At 38.1% G+C, this 18,180-nt stretch carries 18 protein-coding genes; 1 reads left to right on the forward strand and 17 read right to left on the reverse strand.

What is annotated here, in order from left to right; genetic code table 11:
* Window positions 1-16: 16 nt before the first annotated feature.
* From R2876_01270 to spoIVB, 13 genes are all read right to left on the reverse strand, one after another.
* Window positions 17-1,168 (reverse strand): D-alanyl-D-alanine carboxypeptidase family protein, encoded by a 1,152-nt coding sequence (locus R2876_01270; GenBank protein MEZ4357252.1) that lies wholly within the window; start codon window positions 1,166-1,168, stop codon window positions 17-19.
* Window positions 1,169-1,191: 23 nt separating this feature from the next.
* The gene (ytfJ, locus tag R2876_01275) at window positions 1,192-1,704 is read right to left on the reverse strand and encodes a GerW family sporulation protein (GenBank protein MEZ4357253.1); all 513 of its coding nucleotides are present in this window, start codon (window positions 1,702-1,704) and stop codon (window positions 1,192-1,194) included.
* 6 nt (window positions 1,705-1,710) lie between these two features.
* Complete coding sequence (locus tag R2876_01280; GenBank protein ID MEZ4357254.1) at window positions 1,711-2,208, reverse strand: hypothetical protein; 498 nt, start codon at window positions 2,206-2,208, stop codon at window positions 1,711-1,713.
* 147 nt (window positions 2,209-2,355) lie between these two features.
* A complete protein-coding gene (gene scpB, locus R2876_01285; protein MEZ4357255.1) occupies window positions 2,356-2,871 on the reverse strand; it encodes an SMC-Scp complex subunit ScpB in 516 nt (171 codons plus the stop codon).
* The gene (locus R2876_01290) at window positions 2,864-3,592 is read right to left on the reverse strand and encodes a segregation/condensation protein A (protein MEZ4357256.1); all 729 of its coding nucleotides are present in this window, start codon (window positions 3,590-3,592) and stop codon (window positions 2,864-2,866) included. The genes scpB and R2876_01290 overlap by 8 nt, the downstream gene beginning before the upstream one ends.
* Window positions 3,593-3,749: 157 nt before the next feature.
* A complete protein-coding gene (locus tag R2876_01295) occupies window positions 3,750-4,265 on the reverse strand; it encodes a site-2 protease family protein (protein MEZ4357257.1) in 516 nt (171 codons plus the stop codon).
* Window positions 4,266-4,280: 15 nt separating this feature from the next.
* On the reverse strand, window positions 4,281-5,594 hold the full coding sequence (gene lysA, locus R2876_01300; protein ID MEZ4357258.1) for a diaminopimelate decarboxylase: 1,314 nt from the start codon (window positions 5,592-5,594) through the stop codon (window positions 4,281-4,283).
* Between the two features lie 82 nt (window positions 5,595-5,676).
* Window positions 5,677-6,876 (reverse strand): D-alanyl-D-alanine carboxypeptidase family protein, encoded by a 1,200-nt coding sequence (locus R2876_01305; GenBank protein ID MEZ4357259.1) that lies wholly within the window; start codon window positions 6,874-6,876, stop codon window positions 5,677-5,679.
* 98 nt (window positions 6,877-6,974) lie between these two features.
* Window positions 6,975-7,790 (reverse strand): purine-nucleoside phosphorylase, encoded by an 816-nt coding sequence (locus tag R2876_01310; protein MEZ4357260.1) that lies wholly within the window; start codon window positions 7,788-7,790, stop codon window positions 6,975-6,977.
* Window positions 7,787-8,968 (reverse strand): phosphopentomutase, encoded by a 1,182-nt coding sequence (locus R2876_01315; protein MEZ4357261.1) that lies wholly within the window; start codon window positions 8,966-8,968, stop codon window positions 7,787-7,789. Before R2876_01315 ends, R2876_01310 begins: the two co-directional genes overlap by 4 nt.
* A gap of 425 nt (window positions 8,969-9,393) precedes the next feature.
* Window positions 9,394-9,579: a hypothetical protein gene (locus R2876_01320; GenBank protein MEZ4357262.1), complete on the reverse strand. Its 186-nt coding sequence runs from the start codon at window positions 9,577-9,579 to the stop codon at window positions 9,394-9,396.
* Window positions 9,580-9,663: 84 nt separating this feature from the next.
* Window positions 9,664-10,467, reverse strand: coding sequence for a sporulation transcription factor Spo0A (spo0A, locus tag R2876_01325; GenBank protein MEZ4357263.1), 804 nt, complete (start codon window positions 10,465-10,467; stop codon window positions 9,664-9,666).
* Window positions 10,468-10,553: 86 nt separating this feature from the next.
* Window positions 10,554-11,840 carry a SpoIVB peptidase gene (gene spoIVB, locus R2876_01330; GenBank protein MEZ4357264.1) on the reverse strand — a complete coding sequence of 429 codons (1,287 nt, stop codon included), beginning with the start codon at window positions 11,838-11,840 and terminating at the stop codon, window positions 10,554-10,556.
* A gap of 158 nt (window positions 11,841-11,998) precedes the next feature.
* Here spoIVB and R2876_01335 point away from each other — a divergent pair, with 158 nt between their 5' ends.
* Entirely contained in the window at window positions 11,999-13,756 is a 1,758-nt protein-coding gene (locus tag R2876_01335; protein ID MEZ4357265.1) for an NFACT RNA binding domain-containing protein, read from the forward strand.
* A 64-nt stretch (window positions 13,757-13,820) separates the two neighbouring features.
* On the opposite strand, the gene gap is transcribed toward R2876_01335, so the two are convergent.
* The 4 genes from gap to tgt form a co-directional block, all read right to left on the reverse strand.
* Complete coding sequence (gene gap, locus R2876_01340; GenBank protein ID MEZ4357266.1) at window positions 13,821-14,831, reverse strand: type I glyceraldehyde-3-phosphate dehydrogenase; 1,011 nt, start codon at window positions 14,829-14,831, stop codon at window positions 13,821-13,823.
* Window positions 14,832-14,946: 115 nt separating this feature from the next.
* Window positions 14,947-16,062 carry an aminopeptidase gene (locus R2876_01345; protein ID MEZ4357267.1) on the reverse strand — a complete coding sequence of 372 codons (1,116 nt, stop codon included), beginning with the start codon at window positions 16,060-16,062 and terminating at the stop codon, window positions 14,947-14,949.
* A gap of 32 nt (window positions 16,063-16,094) precedes the next feature.
* Complete coding sequence (locus tag R2876_01350) at window positions 16,095-17,015, reverse strand: glycosyltransferase family 2 protein (GenBank protein ID MEZ4357268.1); 921 nt, start codon at window positions 17,013-17,015, stop codon at window positions 16,095-16,097.
* A gap of 44 nt (window positions 17,016-17,059) precedes the next feature.
* Window positions 17,060-18,172, reverse strand: coding sequence for a tRNA guanosine(34) transglycosylase Tgt (tgt, locus tag R2876_01355; protein ID MEZ4357269.1), 1,113 nt, complete (start codon window positions 18,170-18,172; stop codon window positions 17,060-17,062).
* Between the last annotated feature and the right edge of the window lie 8 nt (window positions 18,173-18,180).

Here is an 18,180-nt window from a genome sequence, read left to right on the forward strand (position 1 = left end):
CCGTTTACCTCAGTAATTATTCATATATATGATTATACCATATATTGAGTATCTTTTCTAAATTATATTTAAACGTATTTTTAGGTATTGCCTCTTTTGCTGTTATCGGTATAATGCTTAAAACTTCGTCACCTAGTTTTATAGTTATCTCGCCTACTTTACGCCCCGCTTCAACCGGAGCATCAACGCTGTCTTCAAGTTGTATCTGTACGCTTATATTGCCATATTCCTCATCGGTCAAAGGATATGTAATGTCTTCTCCGGCATACGCATTTATAACCTTTGAAGTGCCATTTTTGACATTTACCGTTCCTAAATAGTCATTTTTATTTATTATACTATATTGTTTATAGTTTTCAAACCCATAATCAAGCAAATCCCTGCAATCTTCCCACAGATCTCCGTCATTTAATACGACAGCAACCAGCCCCATGCCGTCTCTGCATGCTGCCGAAGTCAAACACTTGCCGGCAGACTTGGTATAACCTGTTTTGATACCTGTACACCCATCATACTGCCACAAAAGCTTATTTTTATTTTTAAGTACCCTTAAATATTCGTGCCCTTCCCAGGATATCTCTTTATATTCCGTTGAAACTATGGTCCTGAAAGTCTCGTTTTGCATTGCATAGCTGCATATTAAAGCAAGATCATATGCCGTTGTATAATGATTATCGTCAGGCAGCCCGTTTGGATTTGCAAAGTTGGTGTTTAAAGCCCCTATTTCCTTTGCCTTATTGTTCATCATCTCAACAAATCCATCAACGCTACCGCCTATTTCTTCTGCTATGGCAACTGCTGCATCATTACCCGAAGAGAGCATAAGGCCGTATAGTAAGTCACCTAAAGTTATATGTTCACCTTGGGACAGCCAAATAGAAGACCCTTCTACTCCGCTGGCATTTTTACTTACAGTGACAACTTTATCAAGATCGCCGTTTTCTATTGCCAAAATACAAGTCATGACTTTTGTAGTACTTGCCGGTGCCAGTTTTTCGTTTTCATTTTGGGCATATAATACCCTGTTTGTGCCTTGTTCCATTAAAACCGCAGCAGCACCATCCAATTCCAAATCTTGCGGTACAGCAGATGCAGATGGCAAAACAAAAGACATAGTAAATAAAAAAGCAACTAAAAGCCAGATAATTTTTGTACTTCTCTTCTTCATAAAACTATTTTCACCCTTAAATTCTAATCGTCGAAGTTATCTTTACGTTCTCTTCTACTATTCCTAATGTCTCCGGCATCATTCGCTAAATCATTTCTGTCATAATCCCTATTTCTGGCATGGCCTTCTTTATAGCTGCTTTTGCTATTAACTCTGCTGTCACCCTCCATAAAAGCATTCTTTATTTCGCAGAGTATCTGAGGTACTATATCTACTATCTTCTCGTATAAATTTTTATGATCTAAAGACAACAGTTTTATCGTATCTCCTCTTGTGACTAAAAATGCCGTTGGATGCAGGCTTACAGTAGCGCTTGCTCCGCCTGCGAATGGGAAAGACGAACCGTCTTCTTCCGCCGATCTGGCACTTTCGCCATATTCTCCACCACCGCTTAAAAAACCAAAGCAGACCCTTGATATAGGAATAATTGTACTTCCGTCCGGCGCTACAACCGCTTCGCCAACGATTGTGTTAACGTCGATCATCTTTTTGATTTCGTCCATCGAGGTTTCTATTATGTGTTCTATAGGATGCAAAATTTATCACCGCCTTTTAATTAAATATTTGATATATGCAATAGTAATATGAGCTGCTTTTAGTTTAATTATGCAATTAAAATCCATATCCAAATATTTTTTTTGAAATTGCGGTAAAAATCGACAATTGTGAATTTCTATAGAAGTATATGTCGAAAAAACTCCTATAAGCACATTTAACAATATGCGTATAAATGAAATAACATTTACTGTTTTAGCTGCATCATCGTCTCCATAAACTATTTTCAGGCTTTTAATATAAAAGTGTGCATGACTAAATATATCTTTAATTAATTGGTTCCTGGCATTTCTTACAGTGATTTTTTCATTTTTAATATTTTTTATATTCTCTATTAATTTTTTAAGGGTTAAAATAGTTCGTTTCTTTTTTTTTGTATATAGGTTTAATTTAAAAATAACGTCTTCTTTTTCTAGCCTAACTGTCCACTTTAATCTAACGAAAAAAAGCGCCTTTACAATAACGTTTAAACCCTTTAGGTCCAAACTTATATATATAAATACATTACTTAAAAGCGCTAAAACTATAATTAAAAAAACCGTAAACGCAATTATTATGAAGGCCATAATATCATTTCCTTAAAAGTGCATTCACGATTAATTATTGACAAAAATTTGAATTTAAATACCTTTTTATTCTGCTTCCTTTAACTTAGGAAGTTCTGATAAATCCTTCATGCCAAAATGCCTTAAGAATTCCTCACTTGTAGAGTATAAATTTGGCCGGCCTAGCACATCTTTTTTGCCGGATACGAATATAAGGCCCCTGTCGATAAGTGCAGATACAGTATAATCGCACCTTATTCCGCGGATAGCCTCTATCTCGCTTTTTGTGACCGGCTGTTTATATGCTATTATAGATAGAGTTTCTACCGCCGCTTGTGATAAAGTATACGTCTTTTTAGGCGACAAAAGCTCTTCCACATACTTAGAGTACATCCTGTTTGTACAAAACTGTATACCTTCGTCTATTTGCCGTATAAGCAATCCGCTTTGGCTATTCTCCCTTTCTTCAATCATTTCAAGGGCTATTTCTTCCATCTGCTCTTCGCTTAACTCAAACAGCCTGGCTAAGTCTGAAATCAAAACGGTATCGCCTGATACAAATAATATCGATTCAGTTATGTTTTTAATAATAGATTTATCCATTTAAGCTCTCCGGCATTGAAATTTCTATATCTTTAAAACTTTCAGTTTGTTTTATAGTTATCTCCTGTTTAAAGACTAAGTTTAACAAAGCTAAAAATGTTACCGCTATTTCAAGTTTCGAACTTGAATTATTAAATAACTCAGAAAATGATACCCTGCCGCGAGTTTTAAACATACAAAGGATATTCCTCTCCTTTTCCCTGACACTGAATGTCTCTCGCGTAATCTTTACCTCCGGGTCACTTTGCTCCTCTTTGTCCGGCATATTAGCCAAAGCTATTATGAACGCCTGATATAAATCGTTTATACTAAGGCCGTTTAAGTTAAGTTCTGTATTTAAAAACAACTCATCTGCGTACTTATAATAAAATCCTAGGTTTTCGCCCTCCAGCAGCTTCATATGTTCTCCGGCTTCTTTAAATATCTTATACTGCCTGAGCCTTTCGATTATCTCCTGTTCCGGGTCTATTTCCTCTTCTTCCTCCACTTTTAAGTTTGGAAGCAAGGACCGTGATTTTATATATATTAAATTAGCAGCCATGCGCATGAACTCGCTGGCACGTTCCATATCGATTTCATCCAACTGCTGCATATACGAAAGATATTGCTCGGTTATTTCCGATACAAAAATATCTTCTATCCGTATTTTTGCTGCACTTATCAGATGACACAATAAATCAAGCGGGCCTTCAAACTGAGATAGTTTAACTCTGTAGCTCATAAGCGACCTTCTTTTAAAATTAATCTTTTAACCTAAAGATATACCTATACCAAAAATACTAAAAAACAGCTTTAATGAATTTATAACCAAATAAGAGAGCGGTGTATTTATCGCATTAGTAAACAATAATACGAGCAATATCAAATATCCGTATCTTTCAAACATCATCCAAAACTTGGCGCTGAAAAAACCTTCCAAATATATCCTTGAATACATGAGATCCATCAAGTGGCGGAACGGGTATCAAGTTAAAGAAACATAACCCTAAATTGATCAAAATGGCATATAGTACCAAGTTCATAACGATCTCGTTTGTTACGCTAAATCCGACAAGCAAAACAGCGTAAAGGCCTGTTAACAAAAACGCAGTAATAAAATTTGCAACAACGCCGGCTAAGGAGACCAATATATCGTCACGAAGTGGTTTTCTAAAATTTCTTTTAGATACCATTACGGGGCGCGCCCACCCAAAGCCTACCAAAATAAGCATAAAAAACCCTATCGGGTCTATATGCTTTAATGGGTCCAAAGTCATCCTGCCCAAATTTTTTGCAGTTGGGTCTCCGGCCTTATATGCAACCCAAGCATGGGCGCATTCATGTATTGAAAGACCTATCAATATCCCCGGTATGCGGTATAGCATCTCCGTTATATCTAAACCACTAAATAACATTAAAATTCCCTCGCTTTATTTAAGCCAATTCGATATTACATCAAGTTTCGTTATGTCCTCATAAGTCTGCCTTTTAACCATATAATCAGACTTCCCGTCTTTAACCAATACGACAGCCGGAATAGGTAGCCTATTGTAATTACTCGCCATAGAATAATTATATGCTCCGGTTGAGAATACGGCTATAATATCCCCTGCCTCAACTTTTGGCAAAAATGCATCTTTTATAAGGATATCGCTGGATTCACAAGTCCTTCCTGCTATCGATATCTTCTCCTCACTTTTTTCAGAAGCCTTGTTTGCGACAACTGCCGTATACTCAGCTTGATATAGTGCAGGGCGCGGATTATCTGCAAGACCCCCGTCTACATTTGCGTACTTTATTATACCTGGTATCTCTTTGACAGAGCCAACTTCATAAAGTGTTGTTCCCGCTTCGCCGACTATAGAACGCCCCGGTTCTATAACCATTTTTGGTATGTCAATGTTTTTGCCTTTACAGCTCTCAATCAGTTCTTCTACAATCGTTTCAACATACTGGTATGGATATAACGGCTCGTCTTCAGCTAGATAGTGTATCCCATATCCGCCGCCTAGGTTGGCTTCACTGACTTTGACACCCAATTTGTCTTTTACCTTAAGTATAAAATCCGTCATTACATCGACAGCCATTTTAAACGGTTCAAGCTCAAAAATCTGCGAACCTATATGGCAGTGTATCCCTGCAAATTCCAAATTCGTTGAATCCAATACCTGCCTTATTGCCAGTATAGCTTGTCCGTCTTTAATGCCAAGGCCAAACTTAGAATCATCTGTCCCTGTCTTTATATAATCGTGAGTGTGGGCTTCTATGCCCGGTTTAATTCTAACTTGTATATTTACCTTTTTCTTAAATCTGCCCGCTATCTTATCTATAAGATCGATTTCTTCAAAATTATCTGCAACAATCCTGCCGACGCCGTGTTCAACTGCCATTGCGATTTCTGATTTTGTCTTGTTATTGCCGTGAAAATAAACCTTCTCCATAGGAAATTTAGCTTTAACAGCTGTATAAAGCTCTCCCCCGGAGACGACATCTAACCCCAATCCTTCCTGGGCAGCTATTTTACACATACTTTTATTAGTGAATGCCTTGCTCGCATACGCGACTAAAGCATCTATTCCTTTTTCACGTATGACTTTATAGTAAGAACGGCAAGTTTCTCTTATTTTATTTTCATCCATTACAAAAAGAGGTGTTCCATACTCTTTTGCTAGCAAAACGGCATCACATCCGCCTAATACCAAATGTCCTTCATCGTTAATATTTAGCTCTCCCCAATAATCCATTTAAAAAATACTCCCTAAACCTTCAAGTTGAAATTCAAAACCATTGTAACACATTATTTTCGGGAGTGTCAATTCGCTTAAACTAACTGGATGTAGTGTTTATGCCTAACCAGTCTGCAAGAATTTTCATAAGGCTTTGAGAATAATTTATTACGCTTATATCCTCTCCGGCTACGATATCTATCGTTACGATACTTTGCCCGTCTTGTGTTATATCTATATGCCCAACTACCTGCCCTTTGCTTATCGGAGCCGTAGGTTTTTCTTCTATCACTATATTCGTCTCTATGTTGGCCTCCTCATCTTTTTTAAGGAGAAGGCTATATCCTTTGCTAGCATAAATGCTTAATATGTCCTTTGAGCCTCCAAATACTGAGACATTTTTTTTGATTATCTGGTTTTCAGTTACAATTGTCTTAAGAGAGTAATTTGCAAAGGCATAGTTGAATGCATTTTTAGCGTCGTCATATCTTGAAGTTGAATCCGGTGCATTTAGCCCTACGTAAATATATCTAGTGTTTCCCTTCTTTGCCGTAGATGCAAGGCACTGCCCAGCCGTTGATGAAAAGCCGGTCTTTATCCCGTCACAGCCTTCGTAATTCCTTATCATCTTGTTTAAATTGACTATCTGGGTTATACGGTCGTCTTCATGTGTAAACGTATCCAGCCAAGTCGTACTGGATTTAAAGAACAGTGAATATTTAACAAGCATACTTGATATCTTCGCCATGTCCGCCGCTGTCGTAGTTTGCCCGTCTACATCATTTCCGGTCAGATTCACTATATGAGTACCGGTAAGCCCAAGTTCACTTGCTTTGTCATTTAAAACTTTTATAAAGGCGTCTTCCCCTCCGTATAGCTTTTCGGCAAGCGCTACTATGGCATCATTGGCAGAATTTATTATGGCTGCGTGAAGCAGGTCTCCTACTTTACAAGTCTCCCCTTTTTCTAAAAATACAGTAGAACCGCCTATACCCGCCGCATGCTCGCTTATAGTGACTTCATCGTCGGCTGTCACATCGCCTTCGTCAATAGCCTGCAAAAACATCAGTATAAAATACGTCTTAATAACGTTTGCACAAGGCATGGCCACTTCTGCGTTTTTCTGAAACAATACTTTCCCACTTGAAGCTTCTATCAGAATATATGCCTCGCTTTGCATCTCAACCGGCGCCTCATCCACAGTGCTTATTACTTGCTCATCTTCGGCGGCATATGCACTTTTACCTATGAAAACTACTAAAAATATTATTACAAATAAAACACAAATAGGTTTTTTCATATAAAACACTCCAAAAGATATTTTTATAAATATATATGCTTAAAAAATACCTTTTATAAATAAAAAAAGAGGCCTTAAACGGCCCTTTCTTTAAATTACTATATATCTTTTAAAAAAACATTGAATAACTTATACATATCAAGGGAAACTTGTTTGCCCGTCTTAATAACCTCTTCATGCGTAAGCGGCTTATCCAAAATGCCCGCTGCCATATTCGTCACGCAAGATATAACGGCTACCCTTACCTTTGCATGAGCTGCAGCTATTACCTCCGGTACGGTAGACATACCCACTAAATCTGCTCCCAAAGTCCTAAGCGCCCGTATTTCAGCGGGTGTCTCATATGAAGGCCCCAGCATCATGGCATAAACACCTTGCTTTAATACTACGTTCTCCTCTTTTGCCTTTTTAACAAACAAATCCATATACTCCCTGTCGTAAGCAAATGTCATATCCGGAAAACGCTCGCCGAACTCGTCCATATTCTTTCCTCTAAGCGGCGTTAGGGATGTAAAGTTTATATGGTCCTTAACCAATACCAAATCCCCCGGGTTAAAATTTTCGTTTATCCCTCCGGCAGCATTTGTTATTATTATGCTTTTAACGCCAAGTTTTATAAAAGCCCTTATAGGGATAACAGTTTCTTCCGCGCTATACCCCTCATAGCAGTGGAACCTGCCCTGCATCAATACTACGTTCTTTCCTTCAATATTACCGAATATGAGCCGGCCTTTATGCCCGGGCGCAGTAGATACCGGAAATCCCGGTATGTCACTGTAGTTAGTTATTTTTGCGTCTTTCACAGTGTCTGCATAAGAGTTAAGGCCAGAGCCTAAAATTATCGCAACATCAGGTTTTACCTTAATTATACTTTTTAAATATTCATACGCGCTTAATATTCTTTCTCTTGTCATTTATTTTTCCCCTTTAAAATCTGCCTTAAAAACGAAGTGCCCTCACCTGTCGTAGGCAAATTGAAAAATTCAAGTATTGTAGCAGATATGTCCGCAAATGTGCTTCTTATACCTAAGTTAACCCCAGGGCTAACTTTTCTCCCGTAAACAAGTATCGGGATATACTCCCTGCTGTGGTCTGTGCTGCTGGTTGTAGGGTCGCAGCCATGATCTGCTGTTATAATCAGTATATCATCATTGTTTAGTGCATTCATTATCTCCGGAAGCCTTTTATCAAAATCCATTAAAGCATTTGCATAACCGCAGGCGTTGTTCCTATGCCCATACAGCATGTCAAAATCTACAAGATTGGTAAATATAAGCCCGCTTCCTTCTTGCTCCATTTGCTGTATTGTAGTATCCGTTCCGGATTTATTATCAGTTGTATGAATTGACTTGGTTATTCCGCGTTTAGCAAAGATATCCTCTATTTTTCCTATCCCAATAACCTCATATCCGTTTTCATACAGGATATCGAGCATAGTTTTACCCGGCGGTTCCAGCGAAAAATCCCGCCTGTTTTTTGTCCTCTCCGGCTTCCCGTCCTTAACTATGAACGGCCGGGCTATGACTCTTCCAACGGCATGCTCGCCCGTCATTATCTGCCTTGCTTTTTTGCACATGCCATATAGTTCTTCAAGAGGTATTACTTCCTCATTTGCAGCTATCTGAAGCACACTGTCCGCCGAAGTATAAACTATAGGGTACCCCGTCTTTGTGTGCTCTTCTCCCAGTATCTTTATAATCTCAGTTCCTGATGCAGCATAATTACCGAGTATCTTTCTCCCAAATGCTTTTTCAAGCGCTGATACGACATCTTTGGGAAAGCCGTTAGGATAGACCGGAAAAGGTTTTTTTAAAGTAAGCCCGGCTATTTCCCAGTGGCCACCCGTCGTATCCTTGGCATTTATTTTCTCGGCGCTCTTTCCGTATGCCCCAAGAGGCTTGTCCGACTTATAGGGTATATTTACTCCGTCTATGTTCCCAAGTCCCAAATTAATAAGGTTAGGGATAGAAACACCCTTAACCTTTTCAAATAAATGCCCCAGAGTATCTGCGCCTAAATCTCCATATTCTACCGCATCTTTTTGTGCGCCTATTCCTACACTATCTAAAACTATTAATACTACTTTTGACATCGCTTTTCCCTCTTAATAAAATACTTTTATAGTAAGATATACCAGCATCACATTTATGATATTTATAAAAACCGTAAAAATAATAACCGGCATCATGGCTTTTAAATGCTGACCTAAGCAAACAAATATTTTTTTATTCTTTACTGGGTTTTTAAACCTAATCAGCCCCATATTTGCGCATCTTGCCGTAAGTACTATAAACGTAAAAAATATTATAACAAAAATCAATACTTCGGCTATTAAAAACCATTTACAGCTTATTAATATTATAGCAAATGCAAGGCCTATATAAAACCCTCTAATTAAAAACGAAATAAAGCCAACTGGAATTAAAAATGGATTTAAAGATGAAATTAAAAGTGCCAGAAAAAAATACGTCGTTAAATACCGCGTATAGCAATATAGTAAGTATATTCAGGCTTAATTCAGCTAGAATTCGATATGATATTTGAAATGTTTTCTATTATTTGTTCCTTTAACCACTGGTCAAAACCAAATACCGTGAATACGCCGGCTGCCACACCTGTTAGTCCAACAAATGCCACCAAGGTAAAGAGCAGTTTATTGCTTAATATTTCTTCTTTTATTTTTCGAAAAAAAATATAATACAAACGCCTTTGCCCCTAGATATATATTCGTCTTAAAGATATGCAAACCATTTGTATTATATGATTTTAATATGTTTATCAAAATTATTATTCCACTATCTGATTTTCTATTATTATTTTATCTGTTATCATAGCTATAAACTCTTTATTTGTGGGTTTTCCTCTGTTAACATCAACTGTATATCCAAACATTTCGTCTATTACGTTTATGTTACTTCTGCTCCATGCTACTTCTATTGCATGCCTTATGTTCCTTTCTACATTAAAAATTGTAGTTAAATATTTTTCAGCAATTATCGGATAAAGTTTTGTCGTCATGTTATAGATATAGCTCCTGTCCGATAACGTAAGTGACAGTGCAGTCTTTAGATATTCATAGCCTAAAAGTGTAGTTTTAAAATTCAATTGAGAGAGTATGTTTACAACCTGTGATTTTTTCTTTTGGGAAGAACGTTCTTTTATGCTTGTATTCGTATAATTTTCAAAACTTTCATCTTTCGTATACTCATCACATTCTTCAAGGATCTCGATTACACGCCTTTCTAATAGATCCAACTTTAAGGGTTTTAGAAAGAAATAATCCACCTCTGCCTCCTCACACTTTTTCATTATAAAGTCTATATTCAGTGCAGATGTGATTATCACTTTTGCCCTATTATATGCTAGTTTGTTCCTTACTTTTTCCAGTACTTCAAAACCATCGTAATTGGGTAAGAGCATGTCAAGTATCAGCAGATCAGGATTTTCTTTTGAAATGATATCAATGGCGCTTTTACCATCAGAAGCAAGTCCTACTACATTAATGCTCTTATTTTTCGATAGTGTGTCTCTTATCTTTCTAGCGCAATCAGAGCTATTGTCTGTTATAACAACCTTGTAAGTCCCACTCACGTCTCTTCTCCATCTCCTCATTATGTAATTGTATCTCACGTTCACAATTATATCACTAAAAGAATAATGTTGTCTAGCAATTATCACTATGATGATATTCCTAGCATCCACTCTATAAACATTCCATAACCTTTAAGCGGATCGTTGATAAAAACGTGGGTAACTGCCCCTATTATCTTGCCATTTTGCAAAATAGGGCTGCCGCTCATACCCTGCACAATACCGCCTGTTTTTTCTATCAATCTGCTGTCCGTAACTTCAATTACAATACCTTTTTGCGACGGAACACTCTGCTGGTTGACCTTTATTATCTCGCATGAATATTCCTGTATACCATTATCGTCAATAGAACAAAGTATTGTTGCCGGGCCTGTTTCAACTTCATCGTGAGTCGCAACTAAAACGGGAGTATTGTATAGTTCATTTTCTATTGTATCATAAGCCTGCCCATAAATTCCAAATTCTGTATTACTAATTATTTTGCCCAGTTTTTCTTCAGCCAAATTAAATGTCCCATGTAATTCTCCTGGCACTCCTTCCTCACCTTTTGTCACGCCTACTATCCTCGACCTAACTATTTCACCCTGTTTGACAGTTAAGAGCATGCCAGTATCGACATCTGTTATTGCATGTCCTAGGCCGCCAAAAGTGTTATTACCCGGGTCATAGTATGTAAGCGTTCCAACGCCTGCAGTGCTGTCACGGACCCACACCCCTATCCTGTATTTCCCATCGCTTGAGTCCTTAACGGGTTTTACCGTAATAACTTTTTGGCCAGACTCCCTAGTTACAGTCATTTTTATCGCCTCACCGTTAAGCTCCCCTATGAGCTCGGACAATTGATCTGAATCTTCTACTTCAGTACCATTCACTTCAGTTATAACGTCTCCGGTCAAAAGCCCCGCGCTTTTAGCAGGATTAACTGAATCTCCATCCATATCATTTATATTAGACATGCCGACGACTACCGCACCTTGGGTATAAAGCGCTACTCCTATAGCTATCCCGCCTGGAATTATGCTCTTGCTTTCGCTTGTAACTATCTTTATGTCCTTTAATTTGATTAAACCAAAAAGTGAAAGCGATATGTCGGCAGAAGATTCTGCCTGTGCTGTGATGGTTAGCGGTTCGTTTAAGCTATATTCGTTTTGTTCTTTAAGCGATGTGCCGTTTATCTCAAGTACTCCGACACTATCTCCCGAAATCTCTACGTTTACAGGCAGGTTAAATTCAAATACCTTCTCTGACCCGTCTGGTATATATATTTCGTTTGGCAAAGATAATACGCTTTGAACACCGGGCAGCATGTATACTGTTAAGATGATTAATGAAAATAATATTCCTGTTATTTTTTTAAAAACTTTCCGTTTCAATTTACGCACCTCAAGATTTATATAGATTATATTGTTTAGCTTTATTTTGTTTTTATACAACTTTTAGGTAAAATATTTAAGAATTCTACTTTAAAAGCGTTATTTTTACGTTTATAATACAAATATAGTTTTTTTAAAGGCGGGTTTAAAAACAATAAATGGCACTTGACGGAATTACTCTTTTTTTGGCGGTTAATGAATTAAAAGATAAAATTAAAGATGCAAAAATAGACAAGATTTTTCAGCCCAGGTGGGATGAAGTCCATTTTTTCTTGCGCATAAGCGACGAAGCCAACCGCCTAATTATATCCACTAACGCAAATGACTTTAGAATCAACTTAAGCCGTTTTCAAGCAAAATATCCTAAAACTCCCTATTCTTTTTGCATGTATTTAAGAAAACATCTAATCGGAGCAACTATTTTAGATATAGAGCAATCCGGGCTGGAAAGGATAGTGACCTTTAAGATACTTGCACGAGATGAGCTATATGAATACAGAAATTTAAATTTGATTGTCGAATTAATGGGTAAATATAGCAACCTTATAATAACGGATGAAAACTTGAAAGTCCTCTCTTGTCTAAAGCACGTAACATTCGACACAAGCCGCGTCCGCCAGATGCTGCCCGGCCTTACTTACGAACTGCCACCGCAGCAAAAAGCAGACCCGTTTTTAATGTCAAAAGGAGATTTTTTAGATATAATAACCTCCCGCGGCGTAAAAAGCCTTTCTAAGCACATATCTTTAAATCTGCAGGGCATTTCTCCCGCAAGTGCCGAGGCTCTTTTAAGCAGCAGCATAGGAATTAATTTTTATGAAAGCAATATAAACAAAGAACAGGAAGAAAAACTGGCCGACGATCTAGTATCTTTTTTTAAGAAGCTTAAAAAAGGCGGCGTAAAAACCTATATATGTACCTCTCCGGTTGATTCCTTAAAGACATTTACGTCCCTTCCAACAGGGCAAGATATGGCCAATCAATTTGACAGCGCTAACGAAATGCTCGATACGTTTTTCCACGACAAAGAGCTGAAAAAGGCTATATCGGTTAAAAAACAATATATAAAAAAACATCTTAAAAAGAGCATAGAAAAAACTCAGAAGCTTTTAGGCATTCATTCGCAAACTTATGAAGACTCTAAAAACGCTCTTACGTATAAAGAATATGCGGACTTAATAACAGCAAATATTTTTAGAATAGAGCGCGGTATGCCTTCTGTCACCGTTCAAAACTACTACGATGATATGAAGGATGTAAAAATCCCTCTAAACGTTACTATGACTCCTCAAAAAAACGTCCAGCAATATTATAAAAAATACAACAAATTAAAAACTGCAGGTACGTTATCTAAAAAGCATATGGATGAAGCTGCGTCAGAGCTTGATTTTTTACTTGACGTAGATACTTCGGTAGACAACGTAGATACTCTTGATGAACTTGAAGAAATCCTTTCAGACCTTATAAAGGAAGGTTTTATACCGGAGAAAAAGGCTCAGGAAAAAGGCAGAAAAAATGCTAAGCCAAAGGAACAGGTATCGGCCCCTGCCTCATTTTTATCCTCTGATGGGTTTAAAATATATGCTGGGCGCAATAACAGGCAAAACGATTACGTTACACTTAGGCTGTCTACCCCGTCAGATATTTGGCTTCATGCAAAAGGACCCGGAGCCCACGTTCTTATAAAATCTGGGAATAAAGAGGTGCCTAATAATACTATTTTAGAGGCAGCAGTAATAGCCGCAGCTCTTTCACGCCAGAAAAATTCGGATAAGGCATCTGTAGACTATACTGCCAAAAAAAACGTATGGAAAGCTTCCGGTGCCCGGCCGGGAATGGTCTTATATCAATCTTATAAGACTATAAACGTAAAACCAGATTTTAGTTTACTCGAGCGCTTAAGGATAAAAAAATAACGGTTAAATTTTTATATACAAAAACAGCCGGTTAAACCGGCTGTTTTAAATTTTAAATATTTTCTTATTTAGCGTCTACTTTTGCCATATATTCAATTAAGTTGACGACTTTGTTTGAATAGCCCCACTCATTGTCGTACCATGAGACCAACTTAACAAATGTTTCGTTTAACATTATGCCTGCGCCTGCATCAAATATAGATGTTCTTGGGTCTCCTATAAAGTCTGACGAAACCACTGCATCTTCTGTATATCCGAGGATACCTTTAAGCTCGCCTTTAGAAGCCTTTTTAACAGCGGCTTTTATGTCTTCATATGTAGTTGGTTTTGCGAGTTTAGCAGTTAAATCTACAACTGAAACATCCGGTGTGCCAACCCTGAATGCCATACCTGTAAGTTTTCCGTTAAGTTCAGGAATAACTTTGCCAACTGCCTTTGCAGCGCCTGTTGAACTAGGGATAGTATTCTGGCTTGCAGATCTGCCGCCTCTCCAGTCTCTCTTTGAAGGACCGTCTACTGTCTTTTGTGTAGCTGTCATAGAATGGACTGTCGTCATTAAACCTTCTACTATGCCAAAATTATCGTTTATAACCTTAGCTAAAGGTGCAAGGCAGTTAGTGGTGCACGAAGCGTTTGAAACTACCTGCATGTCTGAAGTGTATTTGTCGTTGTTAACACCCATAACAAACATAGGAGCATCCGATGATGGAGCAGAAATTATAACTTTCTTTGCTCCTCCTTCTAAATGAGCCTTTGCTTTTTCCGTAGCCGTAAATACTCCGGATGATTCCACAACATACTGTGCTCCGCAATCCTTCCAAGGTATTTCTGCAGGATTCATGGAGTTATATACCGTAATTTTTTTACCATTTACTATAATAGCATTGTCGGCAGCCTCAAGCGTACCTTTAAATCTGCCGTGGACTGTATCGTATTTAATCATGTATACCATGTATACCGGATCAATAAACGGGTCGTTTATCCCCATTATCTCTACATTGTCGTTTGCGATTGCGGCACGAAAAACCAACCTCCCGATTCGGCCGAATCCATTGATTCCCATTTTAACAGCCATAAATAATACCTCCAAATATAAAATACAAACATTTTTAGGCTTTTTGCCTATCTCTTTTATTTATATACCAAACGACGTCTTTTTTCAAGCTAATTTTTAAAAATATGCAATAATACTACTTCAAATTTTCAATATTTAAGCCCTTTAAATCATCTGGCACAAAAACTCCATCCTTTCTTATCAACTCATCATCGAACCAAATTTCTCCGCCGCCATATTCCGGGCGCTGTATATAAACCAAATCCCAATGTACTGCGCTCCTATTCCCATTGTCCGCGTCGTCATAAGATGCACCCGGTGTAAAGTGTATAGACCCAGCTATTTTTTCATCAAACAGCGTATCGTACATCGGTTTTAATATATAAGGATTTACACCAAATGAAAACTCACCTATATACCTTGCACCTTCATCTGTATTAAGTATTGAATTTATACGCTTTGTATCATTTGCCTTTGCCTCTACGATTTTACCGTTTTCAAACTTAAAATATATATCTTCAAACTTAAATCCCTGATGTATAGACGGCGTGTTATATGTAATATATCCATTGACACTGTCTTTTACCGGAGCAGTATATATTTCACCGTCTGGTATGTTCATGTTACCCGTACATTTTTTTGCGTCTATGCCTTTTATAGAAAACTCAAGGTCTGTGCCTTTTCCGTTTATTCTCACTCTGTCTGCATTTTCCATTCTCTTTTTAAGAGGGTCCATAGCTTTGTCCATCTTAGAATAATCAAGCGTGCATACATTAAAATAAAGATCTTCGAAAGCTTCTGTGCTCATATCTGCGAGCTGTGCCATAGAATGGTTAGGATACCGTAAGACCACCCATTTGGTCTTTTTGACCCTTAAATCCGTATGTACCTGCTTTGAATATATCTTCCTATACATCTCCATGTTTTCAAGAGGCACATCGGACATTTCTGAAATATTATTACTGCCACGTATTGCAACATATGCCTGCATATCCTGCATCCTAAGCGAATCCCACTTGGTCATATACTCTATCTGTTCTTTGGTAGCTCCCATCATAAGAGCTCTTGAAACTTCCTGATCATTTATCGAAACAAAAGGTATGCCACCAGCTTCGTAAGCCTTTTTTACAAGCTGTTTTGCCACCTCCATGTTGCAATCGAATATCTCTATTAAGATTCTTTCTCCCTTTTTTACAGCACATGAATAATTTATTATCGTGTCTGCGAGTTTTTCAAGCCTTTTATCTACCATTTGCTTCCTCCATTTCCTTGAATCTAAAATTACTATATATTTATAAGCTCATCAATTATATAAGTTGGCCTTCCTTTTACTTCGTCAAATATCCTACCTATATAAATGCCCATAATTCCCAAAAATATGAAAATTAAAGATACCATTAAAAATAATACTGAAAAAATAATATGCATACTATCCCAAATATTTACGGCATTAAGCACTATTGAGACAATCAGATACGCAAGCGATAAAGGCATCATTATACAACCTGTTACTATAGGTATCTTAAGCGGCCGGTTGGAAAATGAGGTTATGCCGTCCCCTGCGAGTTTAGCCATCTTCTTTAAATTATACTTCGTCTTCCCCGCTGCCCGCTCATCCCGTACATATATATACGGTTCTTGTGAGAACCCGGTCCATGCGGACATACCACGCAAAAACCTGTTTTTTTCCGGCATGTTTTTAAGTTGATTTACAACTTTTCTGTCTATAAGCCTAAAATCTCCTGTATCGCGCGGAATCTTCTGTGCGCCCAGGGCATTTAAGAATCGGTAAAACCCCCAGGCCGTAAACTTCTTTAAAAAAGTCTCTCCCTTCCGCTTTTCCCTTTTGCCATAGACAATGTCCGTGCCTTTTTGCCACATTTTAATCATATGTGGTATGGCTTCCGGTGGATCTTGCAGGTCTGCGTCTATTATGATAACTGCATCACCGGAGGCATATTCAAGCCCTGCAGAAACCGCCTCTTGATGGCCGAAATTACGCGAAAAACTTAAAACCTTTACAGCCTTGTCTTCTTTTGCTATAGATTTTAAAATATTAAAAGTATTGTCCCGGCTGCCGTCGTTTATAAATATTATTTCATAATCACCAATTTCCTTCATGACATCGCTAAGCCTTTCATAAGACATTTCGATGACTTCTTCCTCATTAAAAGCCGGAACAACTACGGAGTACTTACAGCCCATGATAATTCTCCTTTTATGTTGAATTATAGCCTAAGGGAATATGATTAGTCTTTCCCATAATATTTTTCGTAAAAGTTTTTTCTTTCCTGTTCTAAAGTATCTTCTTTTATTGCCTTTTTTATCTTTTCCATCAAGTTCATTGAGAACGCGATGTTGTGTATTGATAAAAGCGTGCATGCAAGTATTTCATTTACGTTAATTAAATGCCTTAAGTATGCCTTTGAAAAGTTACGGCAGGTATAACAATCGCACTCCTCATCTAATTTGGAATAATCCCTTGTAAATTCGGCATTCCTGACCGTTAGAGGCCCGGAGCTTGTAAGCGCCGTGCCGTTTCGCCCCATACGCGTCTGAAGTACGCAATCGAACATATCTATGCCGCGCATTATTCCTTCAAAAAGGCAGTCTGGGCTGCCTACGCCCATCAAATACCTGGGCTTTCCTTTCGGAAGTATTGGAACAGTCGCGTCAAGCATCTCATACATCAGTTCCTTTGGTTCGCCAACGCTCAATCCGCCTATGGCGTTTCCTAAAAAGCCCATCTTTGCAATTTCATTTGCGCTTATCTTCCTTAAGTCAGTATACATTCCGCCTTGTACTATGCCAAATAGCGCCTGGTCTTCCCTTGTATGCGCATCTTTGCACCTCTTCGCCCAGCGGTGTGTTCTTAGCATTGCATTTTCAACTGTATTTTTATCGTTTGGGTATCCGCTGCACTCGTCAAATGCCATTATGATGTCCGCACCCAAGTCTTCTTCAATGGCAATTGCCTTTTCGGGTGTTAAAAAATGCTTCGATCCGTCTATATGCGAAGAAAACTCTGCACCGTCTTCTGATAATTTTCTAAGCGCGCCTAAGCTGAATATCTGGAACCCGCCGCTGTCCGTTAGAATTGGCTTGTCCCATCCCATGAACTTATGAAGCCCGCCTGCTTCTTTTATAACATCGCTTCCCGGGCGCAGGTATAAATGGTATGTGTTTGCAAGTATAATCTGCGCGCCTGTATCCTCTATTTGCTTTGGAGTCAAGGCTTTGACAGTCGCCTGCGTGCCGACCGGCATAAATACCGGTGTTTCTATCTCTCCGTGCGGAGTTTTGAAAGTGCCAATCCTAGATGCATTTTTTGAGGATTTTACTTTAACTTCGTATTCAAACATATTAAAAA

Source organism: Eubacteriales bacterium, from assembly GCA_041390245.1.
Taxonomy (GTDB): domain Bacteria; phylum Bacillota; class Clostridia; order Christensenellales; family JAWKQI01; genus JAWKQI01.

Excerpts from the sequence above, each read along its gene's own strand:
- scpB (MEZ4357255.1), bottom strand. The coding sequence starts at position 2,871 with ATGGATAAATCTATTATTAAAAACATAACTGAATCGATATTATTTGTA.
- R2876_01295 (MEZ4357257.1), bottom strand. The coding sequence starts at position 4,265 with ATGTTATTTAGTGGTTTAGATATAACGGAGATGCTATACCGCATACCG.
- R2876_01310 (MEZ4357260.1), bottom strand. The coding sequence starts at position 7,790 with ATGACAAGAGAAAGAATATTAAGCGCGTATGAATATTTAAAAAGTATA.
- R2876_01290 (MEZ4357256.1), bottom strand. The coding sequence starts at position 3,592 with ATGAGCTACAGAGTTAAACTATCTCAGTTTGAAGGCCCGCTTGATTTA.
- R2876_01270 (MEZ4357252.1), bottom strand. The coding sequence starts at position 1,168 with ATGAAGAAGAGAAGTACAAAAATTATCTGGCTTTTAGTTGCTTTTTTA.
- R2876_01305 (MEZ4357259.1), bottom strand. The coding sequence starts at position 6,876 with ATGAAAAAACCTATTTGTGTTTTATTTGTAATAATATTTTTAGTAGTT.
- tgt (MEZ4357269.1), bottom strand. The coding sequence starts at position 18,172 with ATGTTTGAATACGAAGTTAAAGTAAAATCCTCAAAAAATGCATCTAGG.
- lysA (MEZ4357258.1), bottom strand. The coding sequence starts at position 5,594 with ATGGATTATTGGGGAGAGCTAAATATTAACGATGAAGGACATTTGGTA.
- R2876_01335 (MEZ4357265.1), top strand. The coding sequence starts at position 11,999 with ATGGCACTTGACGGAATTACTCTTTTTTTGGCGGTTAATGAATTAAAA.
- R2876_01350 (MEZ4357268.1), bottom strand. The coding sequence starts at position 17,015 with ATGGGCTGTAAGTACTCCGTAGTTGTTCCGGCTTTTAATGAGGAAGAA.
- gap (MEZ4357266.1), bottom strand. The coding sequence starts at position 14,831 with ATGGCTGTTAAAATGGGAATCAATGGATTCGGCCGAATCGGGAGGTTG.
- R2876_01315 (MEZ4357261.1), bottom strand. The coding sequence starts at position 8,968 with ATGTCAAAAGTAGTATTAATAGTTTTAGATAGTGTAGGAATAGGCGCA.
- R2876_01345 (MEZ4357267.1), bottom strand. The coding sequence starts at position 16,062 with ATGGTAGATAAAAGGCTTGAAAAACTCGCAGACACGATAATAAATTAT.